The sequence below is a fragment of the Pseudomonas sp. SBT1-2 genome (assembly GCF_028640875.1).
Lineage (GTDB): Bacteria > Pseudomonadota > Gammaproteobacteria > Pseudomonadales > Pseudomonadaceae > Aquipseudomonas > Aquipseudomonas chlororaphis_I.
Genome location: NZ_JAQZAA010000022.1, coordinates 1 through 23,101, shown reverse-complemented (window position 1 = coordinate 23,101; position 23,101 = coordinate 1). Strand labels below are relative to the sequence as shown.

Annotated in this window: 21 protein-coding genes; 14 read left to right on the top strand and 7 right to left on the bottom strand. The window is 59.3% G+C overall.

What is annotated here, in order from left to right:
- Positions 1–22 precede the first annotated feature (22 nt).
- The 4 genes from PVZ78_RS02570 to PVZ78_RS02555 all read left to right on the top strand — a co-directional run bounded on the left by PVZ78_RS02570 (position 23) and on the right by PVZ78_RS02555 (position 7,372).
- Positions 23–2,530: a hypothetical protein gene (locus PVZ78_RS02570; RefSeq protein ID WP_016705250.1), complete on the top strand. Its 2,508-nt coding sequence runs from the start codon at positions 23–25 to the stop codon at positions 2,528–2,530.
- Positions 2,531–2,540: 10 nt separating this feature from the next.
- Positions 2,541–4,499 (top strand): GMC family oxidoreductase, encoded by a 1,959-nt coding sequence (locus PVZ78_RS02565; RefSeq protein ID WP_016705251.1) that lies wholly within the window; start codon positions 2,541–2,543, stop codon positions 4,497–4,499.
- A 239-nt stretch (positions 4,500–4,738) separates the two neighbouring features.
- Positions 4,739–5,734, top strand: a complete 996-nt coding sequence (locus tag PVZ78_RS02560) for a lipase family protein (protein WP_009049074.1) — start codon at positions 4,739–4,741, stop codon at positions 5,732–5,734.
- A 675-nt stretch (positions 5,735–6,409) separates the two neighbouring features.
- On the top strand, positions 6,410–7,372 hold the full coding sequence (locus tag PVZ78_RS02555) for a bifunctional GNAT family N-acetyltransferase/nucleoside diphosphate kinase regulator (RefSeq protein WP_103331579.1): 963 nt from the start codon (positions 6,410–6,412) through the stop codon (positions 7,370–7,372).
- 197 nt (positions 7,373–7,569) lie between these two features.
- Here the strand turns inward: PVZ78_RS02555 and PVZ78_RS02550 are convergent, their stop codons facing one another.
- The 3 genes from PVZ78_RS02550 to PVZ78_RS02540 form a co-directional block, all read right to left on the bottom strand.
- On the bottom strand, positions 7,570–7,740 hold the full coding sequence (locus tag PVZ78_RS02550) for a hypothetical protein (protein WP_157756474.1): 171 nt from the start codon (positions 7,738–7,740) through the stop codon (positions 7,570–7,572).
- Positions 7,741–8,228: 488 nt separating this feature from the next.
- Positions 8,229–8,807, bottom strand: a complete 579-nt coding sequence (locus tag PVZ78_RS02545; RefSeq protein WP_273828178.1) for a hypothetical protein — start codon at positions 8,805–8,807, stop codon at positions 8,229–8,231.
- A 489-nt stretch (positions 8,808–9,296) separates the two neighbouring features.
- A complete protein-coding gene (locus PVZ78_RS02540; RefSeq protein ID WP_028683998.1) occupies positions 9,297–10,193 on the bottom strand; it encodes a LysR family transcriptional regulator in 897 nt (298 codons plus the stop codon).
- Between the two features lie 96 nt (positions 10,194–10,289).
- Between PVZ78_RS02540 and PVZ78_RS02535 the strand changes: the two genes are divergently transcribed.
- Positions 10,290–10,871: an isochorismatase family protein gene (locus PVZ78_RS02535; protein ID WP_124301598.1), complete on the top strand. Its 582-nt coding sequence runs from the start codon at positions 10,290–10,292 to the stop codon at positions 10,869–10,871.
- A gap of 381 nt (positions 10,872–11,252) precedes the next feature.
- Complete coding sequence (locus PVZ78_RS02530) at positions 11,253–12,035, top strand: NmrA family NAD(P)-binding protein (protein ID WP_273828177.1); 783 nt, start codon at positions 11,253–11,255, stop codon at positions 12,033–12,035.
- A 219-nt stretch (positions 12,036–12,254) separates the two neighbouring features.
- On the opposite strand, the gene PVZ78_RS02525 is transcribed toward PVZ78_RS02530, so the two are convergent.
- The 3 genes from PVZ78_RS02525 to PVZ78_RS02515 form a co-directional block, all read right to left on the bottom strand.
- Complete coding sequence (locus PVZ78_RS02525; protein ID WP_110177143.1) at positions 12,255–13,145, bottom strand: pirin family protein; 891 nt, start codon at positions 13,143–13,145, stop codon at positions 12,255–12,257.
- Positions 13,146–13,360: 215 nt separating this feature from the next.
- Complete coding sequence (locus PVZ78_RS02520; RefSeq protein ID WP_273828176.1) at positions 13,361–14,272, bottom strand: NmrA/HSCARG family protein; 912 nt, start codon at positions 14,270–14,272, stop codon at positions 13,361–13,363.
- Between the two features lie 247 nt (positions 14,273–14,519).
- Positions 14,520–15,425, bottom strand: a complete 906-nt coding sequence (locus tag PVZ78_RS02515; protein ID WP_009049065.1) for an alpha/beta hydrolase family protein — start codon at positions 15,423–15,425, stop codon at positions 14,520–14,522.
- Between PVZ78_RS02515 and PVZ78_RS02510 the strand changes: the two genes are divergently transcribed.
- Both PVZ78_RS02510 and PVZ78_RS02505 read left to right on the top strand, forming a co-directional pair.
- Entirely contained in the window at positions 15,424–15,771 is a 348-nt protein-coding gene (locus PVZ78_RS02510; protein WP_146043837.1) for a helix-turn-helix domain-containing protein, read from the top strand. The two genes, PVZ78_RS02515 and PVZ78_RS02510, sit on opposite strands and share 2 nt — an antisense overlap.
- Before the next feature lie 425 nt (positions 15,772–16,196).
- Positions 16,197–16,466: a hypothetical protein gene (locus tag PVZ78_RS02505; RefSeq protein WP_028683992.1), complete on the top strand. Its 270-nt coding sequence runs from the start codon at positions 16,197–16,199 to the stop codon at positions 16,464–16,466.
- Positions 16,467–16,874: 408 nt separating this feature from the next.
- Here PVZ78_RS02505 and PVZ78_RS02500 read toward each other — a convergent pair whose 3' ends face one another.
- Positions 16,875–17,582, bottom strand: a complete 708-nt coding sequence (locus tag PVZ78_RS02500) for a response regulator (RefSeq protein ID WP_169913898.1) — start codon at positions 17,580–17,582, stop codon at positions 16,875–16,877.
- Positions 17,583–17,939: 357 nt separating this feature from the next.
- Here PVZ78_RS02500 and PVZ78_RS02495 point away from each other — a divergent pair, with 357 nt between their 5' ends.
- The 6 genes from PVZ78_RS02495 (at position 17,940) to PVZ78_RS02470 (ending at position 22,872) form a co-directional block, all read left to right on the top strand.
- On the top strand, positions 17,940–18,773 hold the full coding sequence (locus tag PVZ78_RS02495) for a phytanoyl-CoA dioxygenase family protein (RefSeq protein WP_009049060.1): 834 nt from the start codon (positions 17,940–17,942) through the stop codon (positions 18,771–18,773).
- A 20-nt stretch (positions 18,774–18,793) separates the two neighbouring features.
- Positions 18,794–19,210 (top strand): RidA family protein, encoded by a 417-nt coding sequence (locus PVZ78_RS02490; RefSeq protein ID WP_063430772.1) that lies wholly within the window; start codon positions 18,794–18,796, stop codon positions 19,208–19,210.
- Between the two features lie 103 nt (positions 19,211–19,313).
- Entirely contained in the window at positions 19,314–19,613 is a 300-nt protein-coding gene (locus PVZ78_RS02485) for an EthD family reductase (RefSeq protein WP_009049058.1), read from the top strand.
- A 145-nt stretch (positions 19,614–19,758) separates the two neighbouring features.
- Positions 19,759–20,421: a TetR/AcrR family transcriptional regulator gene (locus PVZ78_RS02480; protein WP_009049057.1), complete on the top strand. Its 663-nt coding sequence runs from the start codon at positions 19,759–19,761 to the stop codon at positions 20,419–20,421.
- A gap of 292 nt (positions 20,422–20,713) precedes the next feature.
- Positions 20,714–22,201 (top strand): flavin monoamine oxidase family protein, encoded by a 1,488-nt coding sequence (locus PVZ78_RS02475; protein WP_009049056.1) that lies wholly within the window; start codon positions 20,714–20,716, stop codon positions 22,199–22,201.
- Positions 22,201–22,872: a c-type cytochrome gene (locus PVZ78_RS02470; RefSeq protein ID WP_103331578.1), complete on the top strand. Its 672-nt coding sequence runs from the start codon at positions 22,201–22,203 to the stop codon at positions 22,870–22,872. The genes PVZ78_RS02475 and PVZ78_RS02470 overlap by 1 nt, the downstream gene beginning before the upstream one ends.
- Positions 22,873–23,101 lie beyond the last annotated feature (229 nt).

The following is a 23,101-nucleotide window of genomic DNA, read 5'->3' as shown; positions in this document are numbered from 1 at the left end:
CAGCACGTGCAAGGAGCAGCGCATGACACCCGTGAAGCTGATGTTGAGCATTTTCCTTCCTTTGGTGCTGTTACAGGGTTGTAGCAGCGAGACGAAAAACCCCTGCGGCGACAAACCCGGCGAGCGACTCGACGAAGCCAAGTGCGTCGGCCGCGATGCCGGCAGCCTCAGAGGCGCCGACGAGGACTACTTCGCCGACATGGACTACGGCGTGTCCAAGCAACCGCAACTGCTGGTCGAGCGACTGTCGCCCTTCATCCCCGGCATTACCGAACAGCAGGCGCTCCAGGCCTTCGCCCGCGGGCGCAACAACTGGGTGGTCTGGACCGCCGGCAACGATGCGCTGTGGGACAAGCTCTCGCGCGACAGCGTCGGCAACCTCGACCTGCTCAAGACCATCTCCAACCACCCGAGCCTGAAATACAACCGCGATAAACGCTGGCAAGTGCTGGGGGTGGTCAACGAACCCTGCTACGTCAAGGGCGAGGGGCCGCGCGACGACCGCTACGGCCTGTGGCTGGACAAGCGCGACCCGTCCTGCGCCGCCGACCCCTTCGAGAACGAAACCAAGTACCCCGGCGTGAAGATCGGCGCCCGTGGCAAGAACCTGCCGGTGGGTTCCTATTACGGCTACGGCACCGGGATCGTCGGCCTGCGGCTGTTCCCCAACCCGGACTTCGACGAGCACGCGCAGAAGAAGTGGGACGCCAAGCGCTATTACGAAGACCCCGCCTATTACAACGACAGCAAGCTGGTGAAACCTTACCGGGTCGGCATGTCCTGTGGCTTCTGCCATGTCGGGCCGAACCCGACCAACCCGCCGGCCGACCCTGAACATCCGGCCTGGTCCAACCTCAACTCCAACCCCGGCGCGCAGTACTTCTGGGTCGACCGGATCTTCATGTGGAACCAGGACCCGAGCAGCTTCCCGTACCAGCTGTTCCACACCTCGAAACCGGGGGCGCTGGACACCTCGTTCGTCTCCACCGACTACATCAACAACCCGCGGACCATGAACGCGGTCTACAACCTCAAGGCGCGCATCGAGCTGGCCTCGAACCTGGGCAAGGAAAAACTCGCCGGTGGCGGGCTGAACAACCGCCAGTTCAACGAGGTACCCGGCGTGCCACCGGACAGCCCGCTGGCGCAGTTCTACAAAAAACCTGACACCGTATTCACCCCGCGGGTGCTCAAGGACGGCGCCGACTCGGTGGGCGCGCTCGGCGCCTTGAACCGGGTGTTCATCAACATCGGCCTGTACAGCGAGGAGTGGACCACTCACTTCCGGCCGTTGATCGGTGGCAAGCCGATCACCCCGTTCCGCATCGACGTGGCACGCAAGAACTCCTCCTACTGGAACGCTAACGAGGCGCAGACCCCGGACCTGGCGCTGTTCTTCCTGGCCTCGGCGACCCCGGACTACTTGAAGAACGCCCCCGGCGGCGCGGCGCACCTGAGCGAGCCGGCGGCAGTGCTCGAGCGCGGCAAGGAAGTGTTCGCCGATACCTGCGCCCGTTGCCACTCCAGCAAATTGCCGGAAAAGGCCTGGACCTTCTTTCCCGACCATGGCTGCGTGAACGACGGTTACCTCAAGTGCTGGAACAACTACTGGACCTGGAGCAAGACGCCGGAGTTCAAGACCGCGATGCGCGCCATCGTCAAGGATGAGAAGTTCCTCACCGACAACTTCCTCTCCACCGAGCTGCGGGTGCCGGTCACCCTGACCGAAACCAACGCCTGCAGCCCGCTGGCGACCAACGCCCTGGGCGGCAATATCTGGGACAACTTCTCGTCGGAGTCGTACAAGCAGTTGCCGGCGGTAGGCTCGGTGCTGGTGCAGAACCCGTACACCGGCGAACCCTGGGAATACGCGATGCCGGCGGGTGGGCGTGGTTATACGCGGCCAGCTTCGCTGGTCAGTGTGTGGTCCACCGCGCCGCTGCTGCTGAACAACCGCCTGGGTCAATTCCACTGGAAGGGTGGGGTGGAGGACCGCATGGCGTCCTTCGACAGCGCGATCGAGATGCTGCTGTGGCCGGAAAACCGCACCGGCGACTTCCAGGTCATGACCCGCTCCGGCAAGACCCACATGGGCACTGTCGACGTCACCAGTGAAACCAGCTACCTGCGAGTCAGCAGTGGCTATCTGCCGACCTTCCTGCAAAACCTCGAAGGCCTGCTCAGCCGCTTGCTGCCGTGGCTGTTCGGCGAGGACGGCATCCAGCTCGGGCCGATCCCGCAAGGCACGCCGGTGAGCCTGCTGTCCAACATCGACCTGGAGAAACGCGACCAGGTGCTGGAGCTGCTGCTGAAGATCAAGCACGACCTCAAGCAACTGCCGCCTGGTGCCAGCGACGAGGAGGCCCGCAAGGTCTTCGCCGGCCTGGTCAAGCCACTGCTGCAGGTGAGCAAGTGCCCGGACTTCGTGGTGGACAAGGGGCATTACTTCGGCACCAGTTTCCTCAAGGAGGAAGCGCCCCTGAGTGATGCAGACAAACGGGCCTTGATCGCCCTGCTGAAAACTTTCTAGGTGGCCAGCGATGAACAACGAAACGGATTACGAGTACATCGTGGTGGGCTCCGGGGCAGGGGGCGGCACCGTCGCCGCCCGCCTGGCCGAACAGGGCCGCAAGGTGCTGGTGCTGGAGTCGGGCAGCGACCCGGCGGCAGCGGACACCACCGCCCCGCGGCTGCCGGAGGAGTACCAGGTGCCGGCGTTCCACCCGCGCTCCACCGAGAACGATGCGATGCGCTGGGACTTCTTCGTCCGCCACTACAGCAACGATGCCCGCCAGTTGCAGGACCCCAAGTTCACCCGGACCTTCCAGGGCGAGGACGTCAACGGGGTGCTGTACCCACGGGCCAGTTGCCTGGGCGGCTGCACCGCGCACAACGCGATGATCACCGTCTACCCGCACAACCAGGACTGGGACCATATCGCACAGATCACCGGCGATCCGTCGTGGAAAGCCAGTGCCATGCGCGAGCACTTCCAGAGCCTGGAGAACTGCCATCACCGGCCGTTCCAGCGGTTTCTCTCCTGGTTCGGCATCAACCCGTCGCGGCATGGTTTCAAGGGCTGGCTGCACGTGGAGAAGGCGATTCCGGAGGCGGCGTTCGACGACCAGTCGCTGGTGCGTGCGATCGTCGACGCTGCCGAGCAGGCGTTCAAGACCCTGGGCGAAACCCTCAAGCGCATCGGCTGGCAGTTGCAGGGCGTGGGCGACCCCAACGACTGGCGGCTGGTCCGCGAGGAAGCCATCGGCCTGCGCTATCCGCCGCTGGCCACCCGGCAGCATCATCGCAACGGCACCCGCGAACGCCTGCTGGATGTGCAAAAGCGCCACCCGGACAACCTGCACATCGAGCTGGATGCGCTGGTGACCCGGGTGTTGCTCGATGACCAGCAGCGCGCCTATGGCGTGGAGTACATCAAGGGCGCGCGGCTGTACCGGGCCTGCACCTTGCCGCGCAATGCCTCCGGTGAACTGCGCCAGGTGCACGCCAGCCGCGAAGTGATACTCGCCGGCGGCGCCTTCAACACCCCGCAACTGCTGATGCTCTCAGGGATAGGCCCGCGCGAAACCCTGGAGGCCATGGATATCCCGGTGCGGGTCGAGTTGCCGGGCGTGGGACGTAACCTGCAGGACCGCTACGAGGTAGGGGTGGTCAACCGGATGAACTTCGAGAATTGGGAGGTGCTCAAGGGCGCGCGCTACGCCAAGGGCGATCCGCAGTACGAGGAGTGGGCCAAGGGCAAGGTCGGGGTCTACAGCACCAACGGCGCGGTGCTGGCGATCATCAAGAAATCCCTGAAGCAACGGCCGCTGCCGGACCTGTTCTGCTTCTCCCTGCTGGCGCTGTTTCGCGGTTATTTCCCCGGCTACTCGAAGCTGATCGTCGAGCACCTGAACTACCTGACCTGGGCCATCCTCAAGGCCCATACCATCAACAACGCCGGCTACGTCACCCTGCGCTCCAAAGACCCGGCCGACACCCCGCTGATCAACTTCCATTACTTCGAGGAGGGCAGCGACACCCAGGGCGAAGACCTGCAATCGGTGGTGGAGGGCATCAAGTTCGTGCGCAACCTGGCCCAGCCGTTGAAAGACGCCGGGCTGATCGCCAGCGAAGAACTGCCCGGCGATGCGGTACAGACCGACGAGCAGCTCAAGACCTTCGTCATGAACCAGGCCTGGGGCCACCACGCCTCCTGCACCTGCCCGATCGGCGCCGACGACGACCCGATGGCGGTACTCGACAGCGCCTTCCGCGTGCGCGGCGTGAGCAACCTGCGGGTGGTGGACGCCTCGATCTTCCCGAAAATCCCCGGCTTCTTCATCGTCACCTCGATCTACGTCGCGGCGGAGAAGGCGGCGCAGGTGATCCTGCAGGATGCGGCCGCAGTACGGGCGCAGGCGGTGCGAGGGGCAGGGCAGGCTACGGCCAGTGCGGACAGAGCGACCACGGTGGAGGCGATGGTTGCGTCAAAACGCTGAACCATGGGCAAAGGCCGAGCCGTCGAGAGGCTCGGCCTTACATCCGCTCGATGATGTTCCGTTGCCGGTATTTCGGGCGATCAAACAGCCGGGTAGTCAAAGTATCCGCTCAGCGGATCGTACTTACGCTGCTGAAACGGTGACTAGACTTCATCTTGCTAGCCCGGAAGGATCGACGGCTGCTGTGCGTTTTCGTTGGTCCCATAGGAAATTATCTATCTTCGCGACAAGGAGCAGTCATGACTTCGCTAGACTCAATTCAGCAAAGGCAAATCAGTCTTACACACGCTTACGTGGTGAATAATTCGGCGAGATATTCACCGTCATGGAAAGACATCAAGAACCCTTCGCCGCACCAAGTTAAAGACAACATTCTTTCGCGTCTCAATGGCTCCAAGATTGGCGGCGGCTATGCCGTAGTCTGGGGCCCCGCTCTGGCTATGGATGGCGATTACGCGGCTCATATCACAGTGGTGCTGATCGGCGGGAAAAGTGGGAACGACATCGTAGTGGTGACGAGTGGGACCCTTGGCGATTCTCTTCAAGATCAGGTGGACGATCTTGATATTTTTCCAATGGTGCCGTTACAGGAACTCATCAAGAGCTGCCCGGTGCCGGCAAGCATATCGCCGGGAACTGCATTGGGTGTACAAAAGATATTGAATACGCCATCTACTATTGGTGTTCAGGGCACACTTTGCGATTTTCTCGGGAAGCAGCGGAGTGGGGCGACGATCCGATTGGTCGGTCATAGCCTTGGCGGTGCGCTAATGTCGGTACTCGCGCTTTATCTAAAAGAGAAACTCTCGGGCTTTAATTTTTATTGCGAAACGATTGCTGCGCCAACGGCTGGCGATGGTTTTTTTGCGAGCTATTTCAATAAGCAAATGGCCGGTAATGCGCTACGGATATACAACACTCTGGATGTTGTTCCGATGGCGTGGTGCGCAACTTCTCTGGATTTCTCCTTGACGCTCTATGAACCCACCAACGTCATTGATAATGGCACGAAGGAAATGGTTTGCTTGGCAATAGATACGGTTACAAATAATAATTTGAACTACACGCAATGGGGCATGGGTAGCTCGAACATGGAGCTGCGGCTCTGTGGGGAACTTCAATCGAAGTGCGCAAGCTATCAGGCTCAATCCAGTTATCAGCACATCTACGAGTACATGTCACTGCTGGGATTGCAGCTTGGCGATATACCGATGCCGCCACCGTTCGGCAGCTAGTGCAATACTCTTGTCGCCCAGATCTTCGAGTTGCAGTTGCCGGTATTTCTTCGGGAAGCCTATACAACTGCAGCTCGCTTATCCGGAAACCTTTTTGTTCGCAATCCTCATAATGGCGATTGGCTTCTGGAATAGGGCATACAGGCCATCCGACAAGATCGCGGCTCTATTCGAACTGCGCTCTTGTCGGTGCCTGTCTACACCAGGGGAGGGAAGAGATAGAGGGAAGGGGGCTCAGCCGTGAATCTGTTCAGCCGCTCAGGCCGTGAAGGATGTACTCACTGTGCTGGGCGCTCATCCAGGCTATAGCCGAGGCTATGAGCATCCTCAAATCGAATTCGCGACACCTCATTGGCCTCATCCGCTCAGAGAAGAGAACCTGACCAATGCTCTCAAAATGAATGTGCTTGTTCATCGGTTTATGTTCATGGATCGCGAATGGCGGGCTTTGGCACAGTTTCCTCACACGACCACCAGGTTTCTTCGACTGTTGGGCGCAGCGTTATTTTTGGCGGCATCGCCGTTGTCACTCGTCCGCCGCTTTTTTGATCCTTGAAGCAAGGAAGGGTGTGGTACCTCCTGACGCTGCTGAACCGCTTATTAAGGACAAGTGCGCAGGCTGTTCGGCATTACTCGCGTTATGCCTTAAGATAGCCGGTTGCCGAAAGAACCGTCATGGCCATAGCCATGAAGGGCTTTCATCCTTTACAAATAAGTGTGGTGAAGATGAACAAGCCTTTCATTTCGCTGTGCCCTGAAATTACTCGGGCACATGCGCTGACGTTGAAGGATTGGTTGGAGGATGAGCGCGTCACTTGCTATCTGAGCGATTCTCGTGACGTTTCCCGCTCCATCGAGCAAGTCATTGATCGGACTCAATTACCGATCCTGACCCATTTATTCAACCGGGGCGGCCGATTCTTCATGGCCTATGACCGGCATGACGCCCCGGTGGGCTTTGTCCGTCTCATCAAGACCGGCTCGAATTGCGAGATAGTCCTGGTCATCGGAGACAGCGACAAATGGGGGCGAAACCTTGGCGCCCGCACGATCCGCGAAGGCATGAAACTGGCCTTCCTCGACATGCGGGCCGAGAAGCTCATCGCGAAGATCCACCCGGACAACGCGCGCTCGCTGAAAGCCTTTCTGCGCAGCGGCTTTCTGCTTGAGAGCGAAACGCCGGCATTGAAGTCATTTTCCATGACGGCGGGGCGCTATCTCCAGTTCTTGCGCGAAGGTGCCGTTGGCGGCTCCACGGGGATCTACATCACTGAAATCGACAAGGCCAGGCTCGAGAGTCTGATCGCGCTTGAGCAAGGCCCGACCGTTGTTGAACTCGAACATGAGCTTGAGCGAGCCATTGTCGTCAAGCCGCAGCAGGTGGCGCGCAATGTCGTCACGATGAACTCCAGGGCCTTGCTGCAGTTGGACGACGAGGAGATCGAAGTGGCCTTGGTCTACCCTGACGACGCGGACAGCAGCGCCGGGAAGCATTCCGTGTGTTCCGACATCGGTGCTGCCATCCTGGGCTATCAGGAGGGGGACGCCATCGACTGGCGAATTTCTGATCGGACCCGCCGGATTGAGATCAGGAAAGTGCTTTACCAGCCGGAGGCCGCGGGCGATTTCCACCTGTAATTGCGCCTTTAGCTCAGTGTTCGTCCATCAGGCGCGAAGATCCCCCAAAGGACGGGGCCGCGCTTTCCGTGCCTGATGCCAACCGTCTGCCACAGGCCGCGCCGTTCAATGACGCCGGCGACATCTGCAAATACAACCTCGATATTAGCCAGGGTGGTTGAGTTCTGACGGGCACGCGGGATGTAACGAGTAACACACTAGGACAGGAACTGCTTGAGCAACCGCAGGTTCTGGTCCCGGGTACGCGAATCGATCTGCGGAAAAGGTGCCGTTTCAGTGACGAGAATGGGTAACGGCGCCGCATCTCCAGTTTGCACGAGCAACGGTACACGCTGACCGGAAGAGAAACGACACTGAATCAGCTTCATCGGTAACCACCTCATTAATGGCCCTTTAAGAAAGTGGATGATAGAAGCGGGTTTGCCGAATCAAGGTCTTACGAAGCACATGAACACATCTGACATAGTATCCGATTTAACATAATATACATTATGCGTATATCTATATGGAGGCTTGGGGGGTGTGGGGCGGCAGATTTGAAGCCAGGCCCCGATCACTCTGCCGCAGCTCGCGTCTGGACCTCAGCAATGTAATCCAGATAATCCAGGACAAACGGATCCTGAGTCCTTTGCTCCTATCCAGAACCCCACCGGCACTGGATCGGAAAATTTCCAGCTGCTTGACTCGTACGGATACCGGCTGTTGGTGAACACGTCGCGGTATCTCTCGAAATTCGTAACGCCTGCAAAAGATCGAGCCGGAGAATGCCAAACTCAAGAAGCTGCTGGCCGAGGCCCACCTGCACATCGAATCACTGAAGGTGGGCTTTGGGTGGTCGCCAGGATGGTCAAGTAGTTTACCGACAGAGCTCTCTGTATTGATTCACGTTGGAAACTGCAGAGTCTAGTGTTGTTGTTTTGTATTTAAAGTAGCGGATTTTATTTGCCTGAGCTGGTCCAACATTACCGAAATATTCTTCCCAAGCGTTACTCTTAGTCAGTAAGTCAGAGAGCATGGTGCTTAGGTCGTTTGCCATCCAAACTGTCTTGTAGCCTTTAATCTCGCCAGGAGCTGGACTCTTATGCTCGACATAATTAACCACCATGTATTTTTTCTCGTAGGCCATAAATACCGTATACACTGTCCCGGCTGACTGCTTGAACCAAGGGATAACAACAAAGTGATGAACCTTTGGTTTCGGACTATCCGTACTAAAGTGCCAAACAGCTGTCTCCGAGTGCAAGCCACGAAATAAAAGTGCCTGATCGATTTGGTACTTCATGCTCCCATTATTTGTAATTTCATCATTGCCAACGTCATCTTGCACCTTCCCATAAACAGCGCAGCCCATTTGAACTGACACAGAAGGACAATCATTCAACTCCATGAGTGTCTTGTTATTGTTTATTGCCTTAATCAGATCTTCCCCTGTCATGTCTCTTGGCTCCTGCCCAGATATTTAACACGTATTTGAAAATAATTAAGATCCCTATCCTTGGTGAGGATAGCTCCGATCCGTCCTTTATCAAAGGTCGCCAGTACCATGACCACCAGCACATGCATATCCAATCTCAACGCCCTGCCCCGACACGCCTCAGGCAATAAGCGGCCTTGCAGGCACAGGCAAACGTACGGATATGAGAAGGCTCAAACCGCCCTGGCATCGGGTGTGGATCCTGTATGGGAAAAGGGAGAGTCGACCATGAGAAATATCCGCCCTGCCCTCTGGGTGGCATCGAAATGTAGGTAGGCAGAACCGACCGATAAACTCGGCCAATCTGGATAGGCAATCCCAAAATTCCGCCTAGTTCAAAATGTTATCCCTTCTCCCCGCCGGGTTTTGCCTGGAGGGTTGGCGAGAAGTCGACAAAGCGCCGGGACAAGAGGGACGGCGCCGCATGTGGGCGTAGGCAAAAGCTGCGCGTTAGTGATCGTGCAGCTGGATCCGCTCGGAGAGCAGATCGACGAAGGAGACCACCTTTGGCGAAAGATGACGTCTCGTTGGGTAGAGCGCATGCACGGGGATCTCCGCAGAGCACCAGTCGACGAGCAAGGGCAGCAAGCGCTTATGGCGCAAGTCATCGGCGCAGAAGAGCTGGGGTAGCCATGCGATCCCCACGCCCGCGAGGGCGGCCTCGCGAACGATCTCCATGTCATTGACCGTCAGTCGTGGGGTAACGCGGACCTCGACACGTTTGCCCCCCGACTCCAGGGGCCAGACGTGCGGTGCGGCTCCGCCGCCGAATGCGACGCATGCGTGGCTCGTCAGTTCGGCAGGCGTCTTCGGGACGCCATGGCGTTTGCAGTACTCGGGTGCCGCGACGAGCATGAACTTCGCTTTTCCGAGATTACGCGCAACAAGGGTCGAATCGACGAGCTCTCCCGCTCGAATGGCCACATCGAAGCGTTCCTCCACGAGATCGACAAGACGATCGGAACACACCATCTCGACGGCCACGTCCGGATGACGAACCAGGTACTCGGCGACGATCGGTCCGAGCGTGCTGGACGACATGGGAGCCGCGACCCGCAGCACGCCGCGCGGCGCCCCACGCATTCCCGCCACTGCGCTCTCGGCCTCCTCGATGTCGCTCATGGCCGGAGAGACACGTTCGAAGAGCAGACGGCCCGCCTCGGTGAGGCCCAGTTTACGCGTCGTGCGCTGGATAAGCCGCTCACCGACCCGTTCCTCCAGGTCAGAGATCTTCCGGCTCACCGTGGACTTCGGCAGGTTCAAACGTCGCGCTGCTTCACTCAGGCTCCCCGCCTGAATGACCCGTACGAAAATCAAGAGTTGGTTGAGATCGGTCGTTCTATTCATGGAACGATGTTGCCAAAATACCATGGCTTGTGCAACGAAATGACAGAACCTATTGTGCACGTGAAGCGTCGGTAACCACCAGACAGGAAGCGAACCATGCATAAGAATGTCTATACCGCAGAAAACGCCGCGATGCTGCTGATCGACCATCAGACGGGGACGATATCCTGGACGCGATCGCACGACGTCGAGCAAGTCAGGAAGAACACCGTGCAACTCGCGAAGATCGCCAAGGGTGTCGGCATGCCACTGGTACTGACCTCAAGCATGGAGGAGAACATCCAGGGCCCGCTGATTCCCGAGCTGGAGGAAGTCGCACCGGACGCCTTCGCCAAGCGGGTCAAGCGCACGGGAATCGTTAACGCGATGCACGACCCGAACTACAGCAACACGGTCAAGGCCACAGAACGGAAGAAGGTCATAGTCGCTGGCATCACGACCGAGATCTGCGTCGTCTTTCCAGTGCTCCAGCTGCTTGACGAGGGGTATCACGTTCAGGTTGTGACGGACGCGTCTGCTTCTTTCACAAAGACAGGGGACGCCGCCGCGCTGCGGCGTATGGAGCAGGCCGGAGCCGTGATCACGTCGACGGCACAGGTCGTGTCGGAGCTGGCCGTCGATTGGACCACCCCGCGAGGACAGGCGCTCGCCGAGTTGCTCGGCCTCGGGCTGGTGTGACAACACGTTCGGCCCCGGACACCAGGGACGACGAGCAACCCACTCAGCCGCCGTGATGTGCTTCGTCTCGGCGGCACCGCACTGGCCGAAGCCTGCAAAGAGTCCCCACAAACAAGAACGAACACCATGACGACAAGCGTCAAGCCCCCCTGCTCTACCCAGGCACAATCAGCGTCCGCGCGATATCGCTCAGCGCACGCATAGGAGTGAGCAGCGGTCCGATTACGCATCTCGTGAATCCCTCTGACCTGGGGGGCTCGTCAAGCTATTTGTGTTCCTTGATCTCTTCGATAAAACAGTCGAGTTTCATACCATGACTTTCAGAACCATCGTTGTTCTAGGTGCCACTGGGCAACAGGGCGGTGCCGTGATCCGCTCATTATGGACCGAAGGCCATTGGCGCATTCGAGAAAGCCGAGCTCCAACGTGGCGCAGCAATTGGCCGCGAACGGCATCGAGGTCGTTGCGGCCGACATGGACGACTATGCCTCACTGCGAAGCGCCTTTGCCGGCGCCCATGGAGTTTTTTCCGTTCAAGGTTCAGAACAAGGCACGGAGCTCGAAACTCGCCGGGGCATTGCCGTGGCGGATGCTGCGCTAGCTGCAGGGGTAGAACACTTCATCTATGCATCGGTGGGAGGAGCCGATCGGCGCTCGGGCGTAGCGCATTTTGAAAGCAAGTGGCTTATCGAGGAACACATTCGCAGTATTGGTCTACCCGCCAGCATCGTTCGTCCAGCGTTCTTCATGGAGAACTTTAGTAAGCCTGCACTACGAACCGTGCTATTGGCGCTGTTGCGCAGCTATGTGCCCAAGACGAAGCCACTCCAAATGATTGCAACGGCCGACATTGGCAATTGGGTTGCGCAAGCCTTCACCCATCCGGGTGAGTCTCTTGGCAAGTCCGAGGAAATCGCCGGCGTCGAGCTGACCCGCGCGCAGATCGTCGTCGCCCTCAAGAGCCACGGCTGGGCGGCCGGGCTACCCTTCCCACTGCCCAGGTTGCTATTACGTTCATTGCCCCATGACGTTCGGAAGATGTTTGAGTGGTTTGGGGAGGCCGGCTACCTCGCCAACATACCGGCGCTGCTGGCGCGCCAGCCCGACGTGCGTACCTTCGACAAATGGCTCGTTGAACAACGTGGTAGGCCGTCGGGCACATAACCATCTGGCGTTGTTCGACCTGCGACTGCTGACCCCGTCGGCGTGCCTCCTGTGCATGCTGTTCGCGACTGACTTCCTGTAGAGCGACTCGCGAGGGTGTCGTAGTCGCAAGCCGGAATCGACATCAAAGTGGCGCCCATCATTTTTGTAGTGATGGACGCCACTTTCGAGTCTGGGCCATGAATGTTTCTTCTCTTCTTTCTGAATCACGTCCCGGCCTCAGATCGACCAGAGCGCGTAGCTCTGCTTGCCCTCGGCGCGAAGTTGATGCCCTATGCGGCGGATCTCGGCCTCGCCCCGTCGCAATGCCTCGACGCTGGTATGCACAGAGTAGTGGCCGAGCACCAGTTCGTGAGGGTGCTGCTTGGCCGAGCCAAGCACGAACTGTGTGTCACCCTCCGCGACTAGTTCGATGGCCGTCTCGCCGTGCTCGAAGATCGCGATCTCTCCACGTGTGATGCGAGATGACGCATGCAGCGCACCATCCATCAACGATAGCCACGCGACGTCATGCCCCAATGGCGGGAGGAACGTCCATCGTTCGCCGTCCTTCAGCGTGACCAGGAGGTACGTCATTGGCGGCGCAACGATGGGGCTCGAAAGACCGTTATACGAGCCGAGGATCACCCGCACCGGGCCAACGTGGGGCACATCTTCGGGCATCACGTAGTGGCTCATGCTAGGCGCATTTTCAAGATCGGGTGGGAGCGCCACCCAGAGCTGGAAACCTCTCACGGGCGCCGAGTTCACGGTACCGGTGTGCCAAACACCGCCCCCCGCCTGCATCCATTCCACGCCGCCGGCGGGCAATACGCCCACGCTGCCCGTCGTCTCGGCGTATTGGACCGAGCCATCAAGAAGGACGGTTACTGTGGCAATACCTGAGTGCGGGTGCCAGCCAAGTTCAAGAGAGGGGGCATGCCCCCCCTCAAAATCGAAGAGATCGAGGAATACGAACGGCTTGATGAACCCACCCCAGTCAGAGGGGCTCACGAGCCGCGTAATCGGGCCGCTGCTTATCCCGCGCGCCCGGTGAACGATGTCGCGTGGACGCTGATTGTGCCCGAGGTGGAGCTGGGTGTTTTCGCGTTCTGTCGTGCTTGTCGTCATGGTATTCGTCCTTTCCACGCCATCAGGATGGGGGCGTGGTGTTTCAGGTCGGTTTCCTGCGCCCAAACCCCGTCTTCCATGAGCAACGACACGGTAACGACGCCGGAATGGAAGTGCCAAAGGAAGCCGTGTTGCCGCGGACTAAGGGTTTGGTTAGCTGGCCAATTTGCGTTGGGATGTCATCTTTCTGCGATCCACCATTCTCCACCGTTGGATCAGGCCGGCATGTTGACCTTGGCCCAGTCAGCAAAACTGGTGAGTTGCCCACCGACAAGCGCATCGGCGCGCGCCCTCTTGGTGTCCGCATCAGGGCCGAAGTAGCTGTAGTCCTCGAAGTAGCTCATCATTTCGCAGACCTCCTCCGCGCCGGGATAGAACGTATCGTAGACCTCGCCTGGCACCTGGCTCACCACCACGTTGTGGCCCTGTGCGTTCAGAATATCCGCGAACTCTTGCCAGCTGTAAGCGTCGGGGCAGAGCGACAGGATTTGCCCCTGACCGGCTGTCTCCGGGTGGTCAAAGACCTGCCTGACCAATTTCCCCAGTTCCAGGATGTCGCCGGCATGGACGTTTTTGTTGGTGATATCCATCGGAACCGCCCAGGCCTTTTGGTCCCCGTTTCCGGTGGGTTGCTGTGCCATCTGGGCAAGAAAATTCTGAAAGAAGAACGGCGCTTCGACGAAGCTGTAGTAGGGAAAGCCCGCGTCAGCGATCACAACGTTGGCCAGAGCTTTGTTGGTGAAATGCGAAACCTCATACCTACCGTCTGAAATGTCGAGAGCGTTGGGCAGCGTCGACCAAACAACATGAGAAATACCGGCGGATTTTGCGGCGCTGACCACATTCCTGACCTGGTCGTACTCGCTCGCCCCGGTTGCAGGGTCCCAGAAATTGGTGACCAGGAACACGCCATAGGCCCCGTTGAGCGCCGATGCCAACGTATCCGCTGCGTTCAGATCTGCAGCGACCACCTCGACCCCACGAGCGGCGAGCTCCTTGGCCTGGTCCGAGCTGGCATCGCGACTGATCGCCCGGACAATGTAGCCACCCTGGTCGAGCAGCGCGTTCACCACCCCCTGCCCCTGCCGACCCGTTGCGCCAAACACAACAATGGTTTTATCCGACATGATTATTCTCCTGCATTTTCTGCTGATGGCTATTGATACAAAGGAGGCAAGGAGCGCCGCTCTGTGTGAGCGACGTCCTTGGCGGTTGTCATACGCTCAGTCGCGGCGTAGGAAGTAAAGCGCTCATGTAGTCGCGCATCGGCGGGATCACCAGCGTATCCAGTAGATTTTCGACACGCACGCCCCAAAGTCCTCGAGGGTTATGTCAGTGGTCTCAACGAAGCCACGCGGCCAGAGTGAAATCGGCTTAATTCATGTGTTTATCAAACCACTCGATCATCTGCGCCGGATGTTCGGAGAAGTAGTTGTAGCCGTCCCAGCGCCGGGTGCTGCCTTCGATCCAGAACAGCTTCTTGTCAGCGACGGGGATGTTGTCGAAGATCGCCTGCACGTCGGCGGGCTTGGTCAGCGCATCGTCGCGCACCTGAAGGATGAAGGCAGGCGCCTGCCAATTCTTGGCGTATTCCAGCGGCGACACCTGATCGATCGTGAAGCTGGTGATCAGTTGAACCTCCCGGTCAACGGCGTCGAACTGGTCCGCGATCCCCATCGCCTCGAGGTTGCGCTCGACCATGGCGCGCATTGAGATAGGTTGCAGGGCGACCAAGGCGTGTACGCTCGCGAAAAGCTCGGGGTACCGAGTTTTCGCGACGAAGGTGGCATTGGCGCCCATGCAGCGGCTGAGTAGGCCCAATCTCATGCCGCGGGTGTCGGGGCGGGACTTGATGTAGTGCAGCGAACCGGCCACGTCACGGGATTCGAAGAGGCCCCAGGTGAAGATATCGCCGTTGGCGACGCCGCTGTGACCGTGGTTGCGCGCGTCGTAGGTCAGCACGTTATAGCCGGCCTCATGCAGGTGCTGGTACTCCCGCATGTAGTTGACCTCGATGTCGTTGCCGGGCACGAACTGCCACTGGGGTAGGTGCGAGGGGAAGCCATAGCGGTTCATAGGCATCGGGTGGTTGGCGATGACCAGTTTGTCCGAGCCTGGACAGGGTATCCACCATGCCTCCAGCGGGGTGCCGTCCAGCGACGGGAAGGTGACATCCTCATACGCCATCCCGTATTCGTCCGGCGTGTGCAGAATCGGTGCACGGACCGGGCTGCTGAGCCCTCTGGCCAGACCATTGATCAGTTGCGGAATATCCGCCATGACAGTTTCTCCTTCTCTTTCGGTTTGTGGTGTCTTCTCACATCCAAAAGATATGTCCCGGCCTGCTGTTGTACAAGCCATGGAAAATTGGCATCACCGTTCCATGAGTGGAACGAATGATTGGCTCTTGTTCCTGGTATGGATCAGCCAGGCGCAGAGCCTGAGTGAAGCGGCGCGATATCTGAACCTGCCGAAGTCCACAGTGAGCTGGAGGATCTCGGACCTGGAGGAGCGGAGTGCTTCGATCGTCGTGTCGATCTCGTGGAGGAGCGTTTCGATGTGGCCATTCGAGCGGGAGCTCTCGTTGATTCGCCCCAATCTCAAAAAAGCCGAAAGACCCGCTTAGGGGGGCCGGTGTCAGGAAGACACCTCGGCTGGATGCATAGAGTCGCCGGGCTGTATCGCACGCAGTTCGGCCACTGCCCTGAGCAACTGGACACGATTATTGCTCAACTCCAACTGAGCTTTGAGGATCCGAGTGAACTGCCCCCAGCGAACCATCGCCTCAAACCATGACGAAAGCTGACATTTTCAGCGAGACCGTTAACAACAGGCTCGTCAAACTCGAACTCTTGGGCAGCTCCCTCAACAGAAAAATCCAGGCTTTTACCAGCTTGTCAATAGTGCCGTTGAGCGACTGTGCGGGAGGCAGCACGGTAGTAGGCTTTCATAGCGTCACACTACGCGAGTGCCCGATCTGTTCAGATTATTGATAAAGGCAGGTCAGGCCGACGTATAAGCCGCATGTCAGATAACTGAAAGGATTCGAACATGAAAAAGTCCATAACTGCTCTGGCCGTATCCGCGACGCTCGCTTTCACCGCAACTGTCGCGAACGCTTCCGTGCATCCGACCACCATCAAGGCTCCCCAGACCGTCAATCAGGTGACAGCTTCTATTGACACGCCTTTCGGAACTCATCAAAAAGCTGGCGAAATCCAGATGGCCAGTCTGGCCAGAAGTTGCTCCGATGAACGATATTCCTGGTGGGAATACAGCGGTTGGGAAATCGTCGGCTGTCTCATCAGCGGCCAGTGGTAATTATTGACGGGCCTGGTGCGTGACTTGCGTGGTGAGCGCGCACCAGAGCCTGTTGCAGGCTCCCCAGGATCAGTCCAGATTGAGTGGCACCCACACACGACTTCGAAGATACAGATCCCCTCACCTCTTCAACCAGCCGAATGCCCGGACTGATGGATAAGTGCCAAAGCAGGCGATCATTGATGAGGTTCTGCGACACAACATGCCGAACTCTGCTGCTTCAGTCCTATCCCCGGCATAGAGCAACTCTCCGCCATTTTCCAGCAGTAAAGCGAATACAGAGATGTCGGAATCCAGACAAAAAACAGCAAAAATAAAAAAACCTTTTTCATGTCCTACCTTGCATCTATTAATGGTTGAGCCAAGTCTCTCTCGCCAAGCCAATAGCCATGATTGGCGTAGCGCTATCTAGACTTCCCACGCAAACGGATTAAAAACGTAGCCCTTGCCCCAGATAGTCTTGATGCATACCGGGTCCCGGGGGTTGTCATTGAGTTTGCCGCGCAACTTGCTGATGTAGACATCGACACTACGGTTGAACCCATCGAACGGGATCCCGCGAATACGGTTGAGGATGTCGTCGCGAGAAAGAAGCTTGCCCTCCGCACTGGCCAGCACCCACAGCAATTCGAACTCCATGGTGGTCAGGTTGATTTTTTCATCGGCCAGGCTGACCACCCGGCAACCGCGGTCGATCGATAACCGTCCGAACTCCAGGACATCGAGTGTCGTTGAGTTTTGTGCCAACCGGCGTTGCAAGGCGCGTAGCCGAGCCAGCAACACAGAGGGTTTGAAAGGCTTGATCACATAATCGTCGGCACCGGACTCCAGGCCGAGAACATGGTCCCGGTCATCCCCTTTTGCGGTCAGGATGACGATGGGTGTATCGGACAGGTTGCGAATCTCGCGGCACACTTGCAGCCCACTCTGGCCTGGGAGCATCTGATCAAGCAGCACGACGTTCGGCTTGAACTCGATAAATGCCGCCAGCGCCTGGTCGCCCCGGTGGACCACCTGCACCTCAAAACCATGCCGGAGCAAAAACTCTGCGATCAGCGCCGCCAGCTTCCGATCGTCTTCAACGAGCAAGACATTAACGAGATCTAAGTTGTCCATAAAAACCGGGTAAGAGTCCTGATTAAAATACGGTTGTCCGCCTGGGCTATCGCTTCCATCCAGTGCATGCAGCCCACCACCCTTGGCTACCCGCTCCGAATTCGCGTCATCTGCGGCACCTTGCAGCCGAACCCGCCTTCCCTCTGACAGCGTTTCCGTTACTGCTCGGCATCGCAGCAGGTTTCGTACTCCGAGCCGCCGAAGGTCAGCGGGTGATGAACTCGATAAGCATTAGCCAGGCCTGGGAATCTGGCCTTGTCGACGCCTTTTTCAAATTATAATAACACGTGTTGCGTAAAATAAAGCGGCTTGCTAGGATCCAGATCGCCAAGTGGCATTTCCTAGGAGGAAGCTCTCATGCAAGACTCTGTGCGCAAGGCGTTCCTGGAAGACGGGGCCGTCCTGATCAAAGGTTTTCTGAACGTAGAACAGTTGGCCCAGTGCCGGGCCGCCTACGACTGGGCTGTCGAGAATCACGGCCCGCATGCTTTCAGGATGTTCGACGGGACCGAGCAGCAATCGCATGTCGACAATGCCAACCCCAAGGCCAAGGCCCGGCTCGAGGAACTGGTCGCTTCCCTGCCCTTCGGCAAGCTGTTTGCGCAGCTCTGGGGCTCTGAACATGTCTGGTATTTCGCCGAGGAAGTGTTTCTCAAGGCGGGCGGCCGCGGCTCCCGTACGCTCTGGCACCAGGACACCTCCTATCTGCCTTGGGCTGGCCTGCATTGGGGCAATGCCTGGATCAGCTTCGAGTCGGTGCCCAAGCGCAATGCCCTGGAGATCGTCCGCGGCTCGCACAAAGGGCCGCGTTACGACGGCACCACCTTCCTCGATCCGAACGACCCGACCCAGCCCCTGCATGGCGGCAACGCACTGCCTCGGCTTCCCGATGTCGAGGCCCAGCGCAAGCAGGATCCCGACGCTTACGAAATCCTCTCCTGGGCGACCGAGCCTGGAGACATAGTCGTGCTCCATCCCGGCGCGCTGCACGGTGGCGCTCCGGTCGATGAGACCTTCCCGGATCGTCACACCTTTGTCTTCCGCTTCTTCGGCGACGACGCAACCTTCCGCCCGCTGCCGGAACACAGCGCAGCCGGTTATCCGCAGCAAGGCGTGCTCTTCACCCAGGAGCTGGCAGACCTGAAGGCCGGGGATTCCTTTCGCCACACCACGTTCCGGCAAATCGCCTAAGCCTAATAAGGAGATCGTCCATGACCACCCAAGACTTGCGTCGACAGTCCATCAACCCTGGCCATACCCAGGCCATTTACGACAACTTTCACTTCTCCCAGGCGACCCGCGTGGGGAACATGATCTGGGTGTCCGGCCAGGTTGGCGTCGACGCGACCATGACTCCGGCCGAAGGCATCGAGGCACAAACGCACCTGGCGTTCCAGGCCTTGAGCGGCATTCTCGAGGAAGCGGGTGCAAGCCTGGCCGACGTGGTCGAGCTGATGACCTTCCATATCGATCTGCAGGGCGAGATCCATACGTTCGGACAGATCAAGGACAAGTATTTCCCAGATCGTTACCCATCCTGGAGCGCGGTTGGCGTCACGCAACTGGCCCTTCCCGCATTGCGCGTGGAAATACGCGCGGTGGCGGTCATCGGCTGCGGGCAGGATTGATCCGAGGGCGTCGACGCATACAGGCGCCTCAAGATTCCAAGGGGCTGCGAAGTATCTTCGCGCCCTTTCGAGGATGCTTATTGACAGGAACAAGGACCACAACATGGCAACACTGATCGTGAGTTATCCCGCTGCCAAAGGCGGGCGATTCGACCGGGATTACTATCTGGCAACCCACCTGCCACTGGCGCGCGCCGCCTGGAGCGAGTTCGGGCTGCAATCGGCAGAGGTGCTGTTTCCGGCAACCGGGCCAACGCCGCTGGTGGCCATGGTGATACTGCGCTTTCGCGAGCAGGCCGATATCAATGCCGCGCTGTCCTCGCCCGGGACTGCCAGGGTGATTGGCGATGTCGCCAACTTCACCGATATCACCCCGACGATCTTCCGCGCGGATGACGAATAGTCGGCGGACTCAAGCCCTGGCCGCTGCGCTGCTTTCCCATGTGCTTTCTGCGAGCAAATTCCCTATGCTGCTCCACAGCCAGAAGGCACCATTTTCAAACCGATGGTGCTCCAGATAATCGAGCCAGCGAAGTTGCCCATTTCCCATGCATGATTCTCACCTCTCTCCACCCAAGCCTGCCGTACGGCGCGGGCGCCCTGTCGGCAACCGCGACGAGAAAAGAACCGAGTTGCTGAAAGCGGCGATCGCCGTGATCGCCCAGGAAGGCTACGCTGGCGCTTCGATGCGCAAAGTGGCGCAGCATGCCGGATGCACCACGGGTGCGGTGACCTACTACTTCGCCAACAAGGAAGAGATGGTCACGGCTGTCGCCCAGAGCCTGTTCGACCAGATCGACACGTTGCTGGAAGGCAGCCAGGAACAAGTCGACATCAAGTCACTCATCGAACAATGGCTGAACTGGATGCGCGTCGATGAACCAAATGGCTGGCTCGCCTGGTTCCAATTGCTGGCCCATGCCAGGCACGAACCAGCGTTCGCGAGCATCATCAAGCAACGCTACGCACTGTTCCGCCAGGTACTCACGTCGATGCTGGAGAAGGGACAGAAACAAGGCAAGATCCGCAGCGACATCGAAGCGGATCTGCTCGCCGATCAGATCAGCGCCATGAGCGACGGCTGGATGATGATGTTGCCGATCGAGCCCGAAAGGTTCACCCCCGCCAGAAGCCAGGCCCTGCTCGATGCGGTCATCACCCTGATCTCACCGGCGGCGCCATCGAACGGCAAGAGTCCCCGGAAGCAATGAGGCCGTAGCGTTGCCGGAATCGGTAACGGAGCTTCTTCAGAACCAGCACAAGGCCGGCACGCTTCCGGCCTTTTGCATGCTTTGCGCCGCGAAATAGCGCTGCCATCCAGGTCGTTGCGGCCCCCTCCTCCCCCCTGCTCCATCACGCCTACTCAGGCAAGGCTTCAATAGCTCGACGCCCCTTGCCCTGTCCCTGATTCGCGGCGGTTTTCCCTTTGCCCGGATCAGATTATGCGTTATTTTGCATAACACATGTTTTGAAAAATAAAACTCAGATCTGGCAGGGACAAACATGCATTCGACCGACAATGAATCATCCCTTCAATCACCGCAGCGGCGCTTGCTGCTGCAAGCGCTTGGCAGCGCGGCAGTGGTTGGAGGGCTCGCGCTGAGCACGCGTGCCGCGGCGCAGGCGCTACAAGACAATCGCGACGGCATATTGGACGTAGCGATCATCGGTGGCGGCCTGGCGGGCCTGACTTCGGCACGGGACCTGCTCAGCGCCGGCTGCGAGTCTTTCGCCGTGCTTGAGGCCCGCGATCGCGTGGGCGGACGTACCTACAACCACGACCTCGGCCATGGCGTGGTCTCTGAAGCGGGCGGCCAGTGGATCGGGCCAGGACAAACAGCCATCGCCGACCTGGCACGCCAGCTTGAGGTCGGCACCTTCCCCACCTATTACCAAGGCAAAACCGTCTATCTGCTGGATGACACCAAGGTGGAAGAGGACGTGACCGACGGCCCGAACTCCAACACCGAGCTGGTCGGCAAGCTGAACGAGCTGGCCAGGGGCGTCCCCAGCAAAGCACCCTGGAAGGCAGCGGATGCCGCCGCCCTCGACAAGCTTTCGGTTGGCGAGTGGCTGGTCAGGCAAGGCATCAGCAACCAGGACCAGATCGGATTCAACATGTCCGTGAGCCTGACCTTCGGCACCACCCCAGCCGGCATGGGACTGTTGCACTACCTGTCGATGATCAACTCTTCCGATTGCAGCCTGGAGAAACTCGAGGGGATAAAGGGCGGCGCCCAGGAGACACGTTTTGTTGGCGGCTCCCAGGTACTCAGCCTCAAGATGGCGCAGGCCCTGGGGGACAAGCTCAAGCTGTCTTGCCCGGTGCGCAAGATCGTCGGTTGGGACCGCGACGTCGTCGAACTGCATACGGACCGCGGCATCATCCGCGCCCGGCAGGTCATTGCGGCAGTCAACCCGGCCCTGTGCAACCAGATCACCTTCGACCCGCCCCTCCCCACCGGGCGTGCGCAGCTGCAGCGACTCTGGCCGGCCCACGCGCCCATGCGCAAGACCGTGCATGTCTATGAACGCCCCTTCTGGAGAGACAAGGGCCTGAACGGCCAGATCATCCAGGTCGAAGGGCCGCTGATCCTGGCCTATGACAATTCGCCCCCGGATGGCAGCCTCGGGGTCCTCAGCGGGTTCGTCAGGACCGGGCAACTGCCCCATGATCCGCAAGCCGCGCAGAGCACCTTGTCGGCCATCTATGCCCAGGCCCTGGGGGACGAAGCCTTGCACCCTGTCCAGTTCCACGACCAGGACTGGGGCAAGGTCGACCCCTGGACCCTCACCTGTATCTCGCCAATGCCGCCCGGGTTCTGGACGCAATGGGGCGAGTACCTGAACCCCGCGACCGGTCGCTTGATCTGGTCCGGCACTGAAACCGCGGATCTCTGGGCCGGCTCGATGGACGGCGCGGTCCGTGCCGGCCACCGGGCGGCGCTGGAAGCGCTCCAGGCCCTGGTCCAAGACCGGAGGAGCGCCTGATGAAACGAGCAATAGTGATCGGGACGGTGGTGGTGGCCACGGCGCTGGCTGGGGCTGGTGCGCTCTACGGCCCGGAGCTGGTGGCCGGCTACCGCTTCATGAATACCCTCGACGAGCACAACGCCAGGTACCTGGCCAACGGCGGCGCCTGGCCGCAGCTTCAGGACACCTGCGCCCTGTGCCATGGCGCGAGGGGCCAGCCGGCAAACACCCGATATGCCTCCCTGGCTGGACAATCCGTAGCCTACATCGAGGCGCAGTTGCAGGCCTTCGCGCAAGGGCGTCGGCACAGTGCGCAAATGAGCCCGCTTGCGGCGAATCTGACGCAAGAGCAGATCAAGTTCCTGGCGGATTATTTCTCCCGGCAGACAGCCGGCCAGACCGAGGCCCCGGCAAGCGACCAGGCCCTCGAGCAACGCGGAAAGGCCAAGGTTGCCACCACTGGCTGCGTCGCCTGTCATGGTGAAAACCTCTCGGGCGGCCCGTTGGCGCCGCGGATCGCCGGCCAGGGGCCGCTCTACCTGACGGATCAGCTCACCGCCTTCAAACAGGGCCAGCGCAAGGACCCCACCCAGGCCATGAACGCCCTGGCCAGTACGTTATCGGAAGACGACATCAAGGCAGTGGCCCACTACCTGGGCACCCTGGCACCCGCACCAGGCGCCAAGTAGTCCGCTGTGGGTGAGCGTGGGCAAGGATGCTCACCTCTCCTTGCCTTCCTCCCTGCCTTCCCTCCTCGACCTCCGCCCTGCCCTGACGTTCCTGCGGGCACAAAACATCATGGATATCCGCGTCCGACGTTGCCCCGAGCTCAGGCTCAGGTGGCTGCATGCGGACAGACGCGACCAGCTTCACATCCAGCATGCTCGCGCCCCACGTGCCGCGGCTGGTTTGTCACAC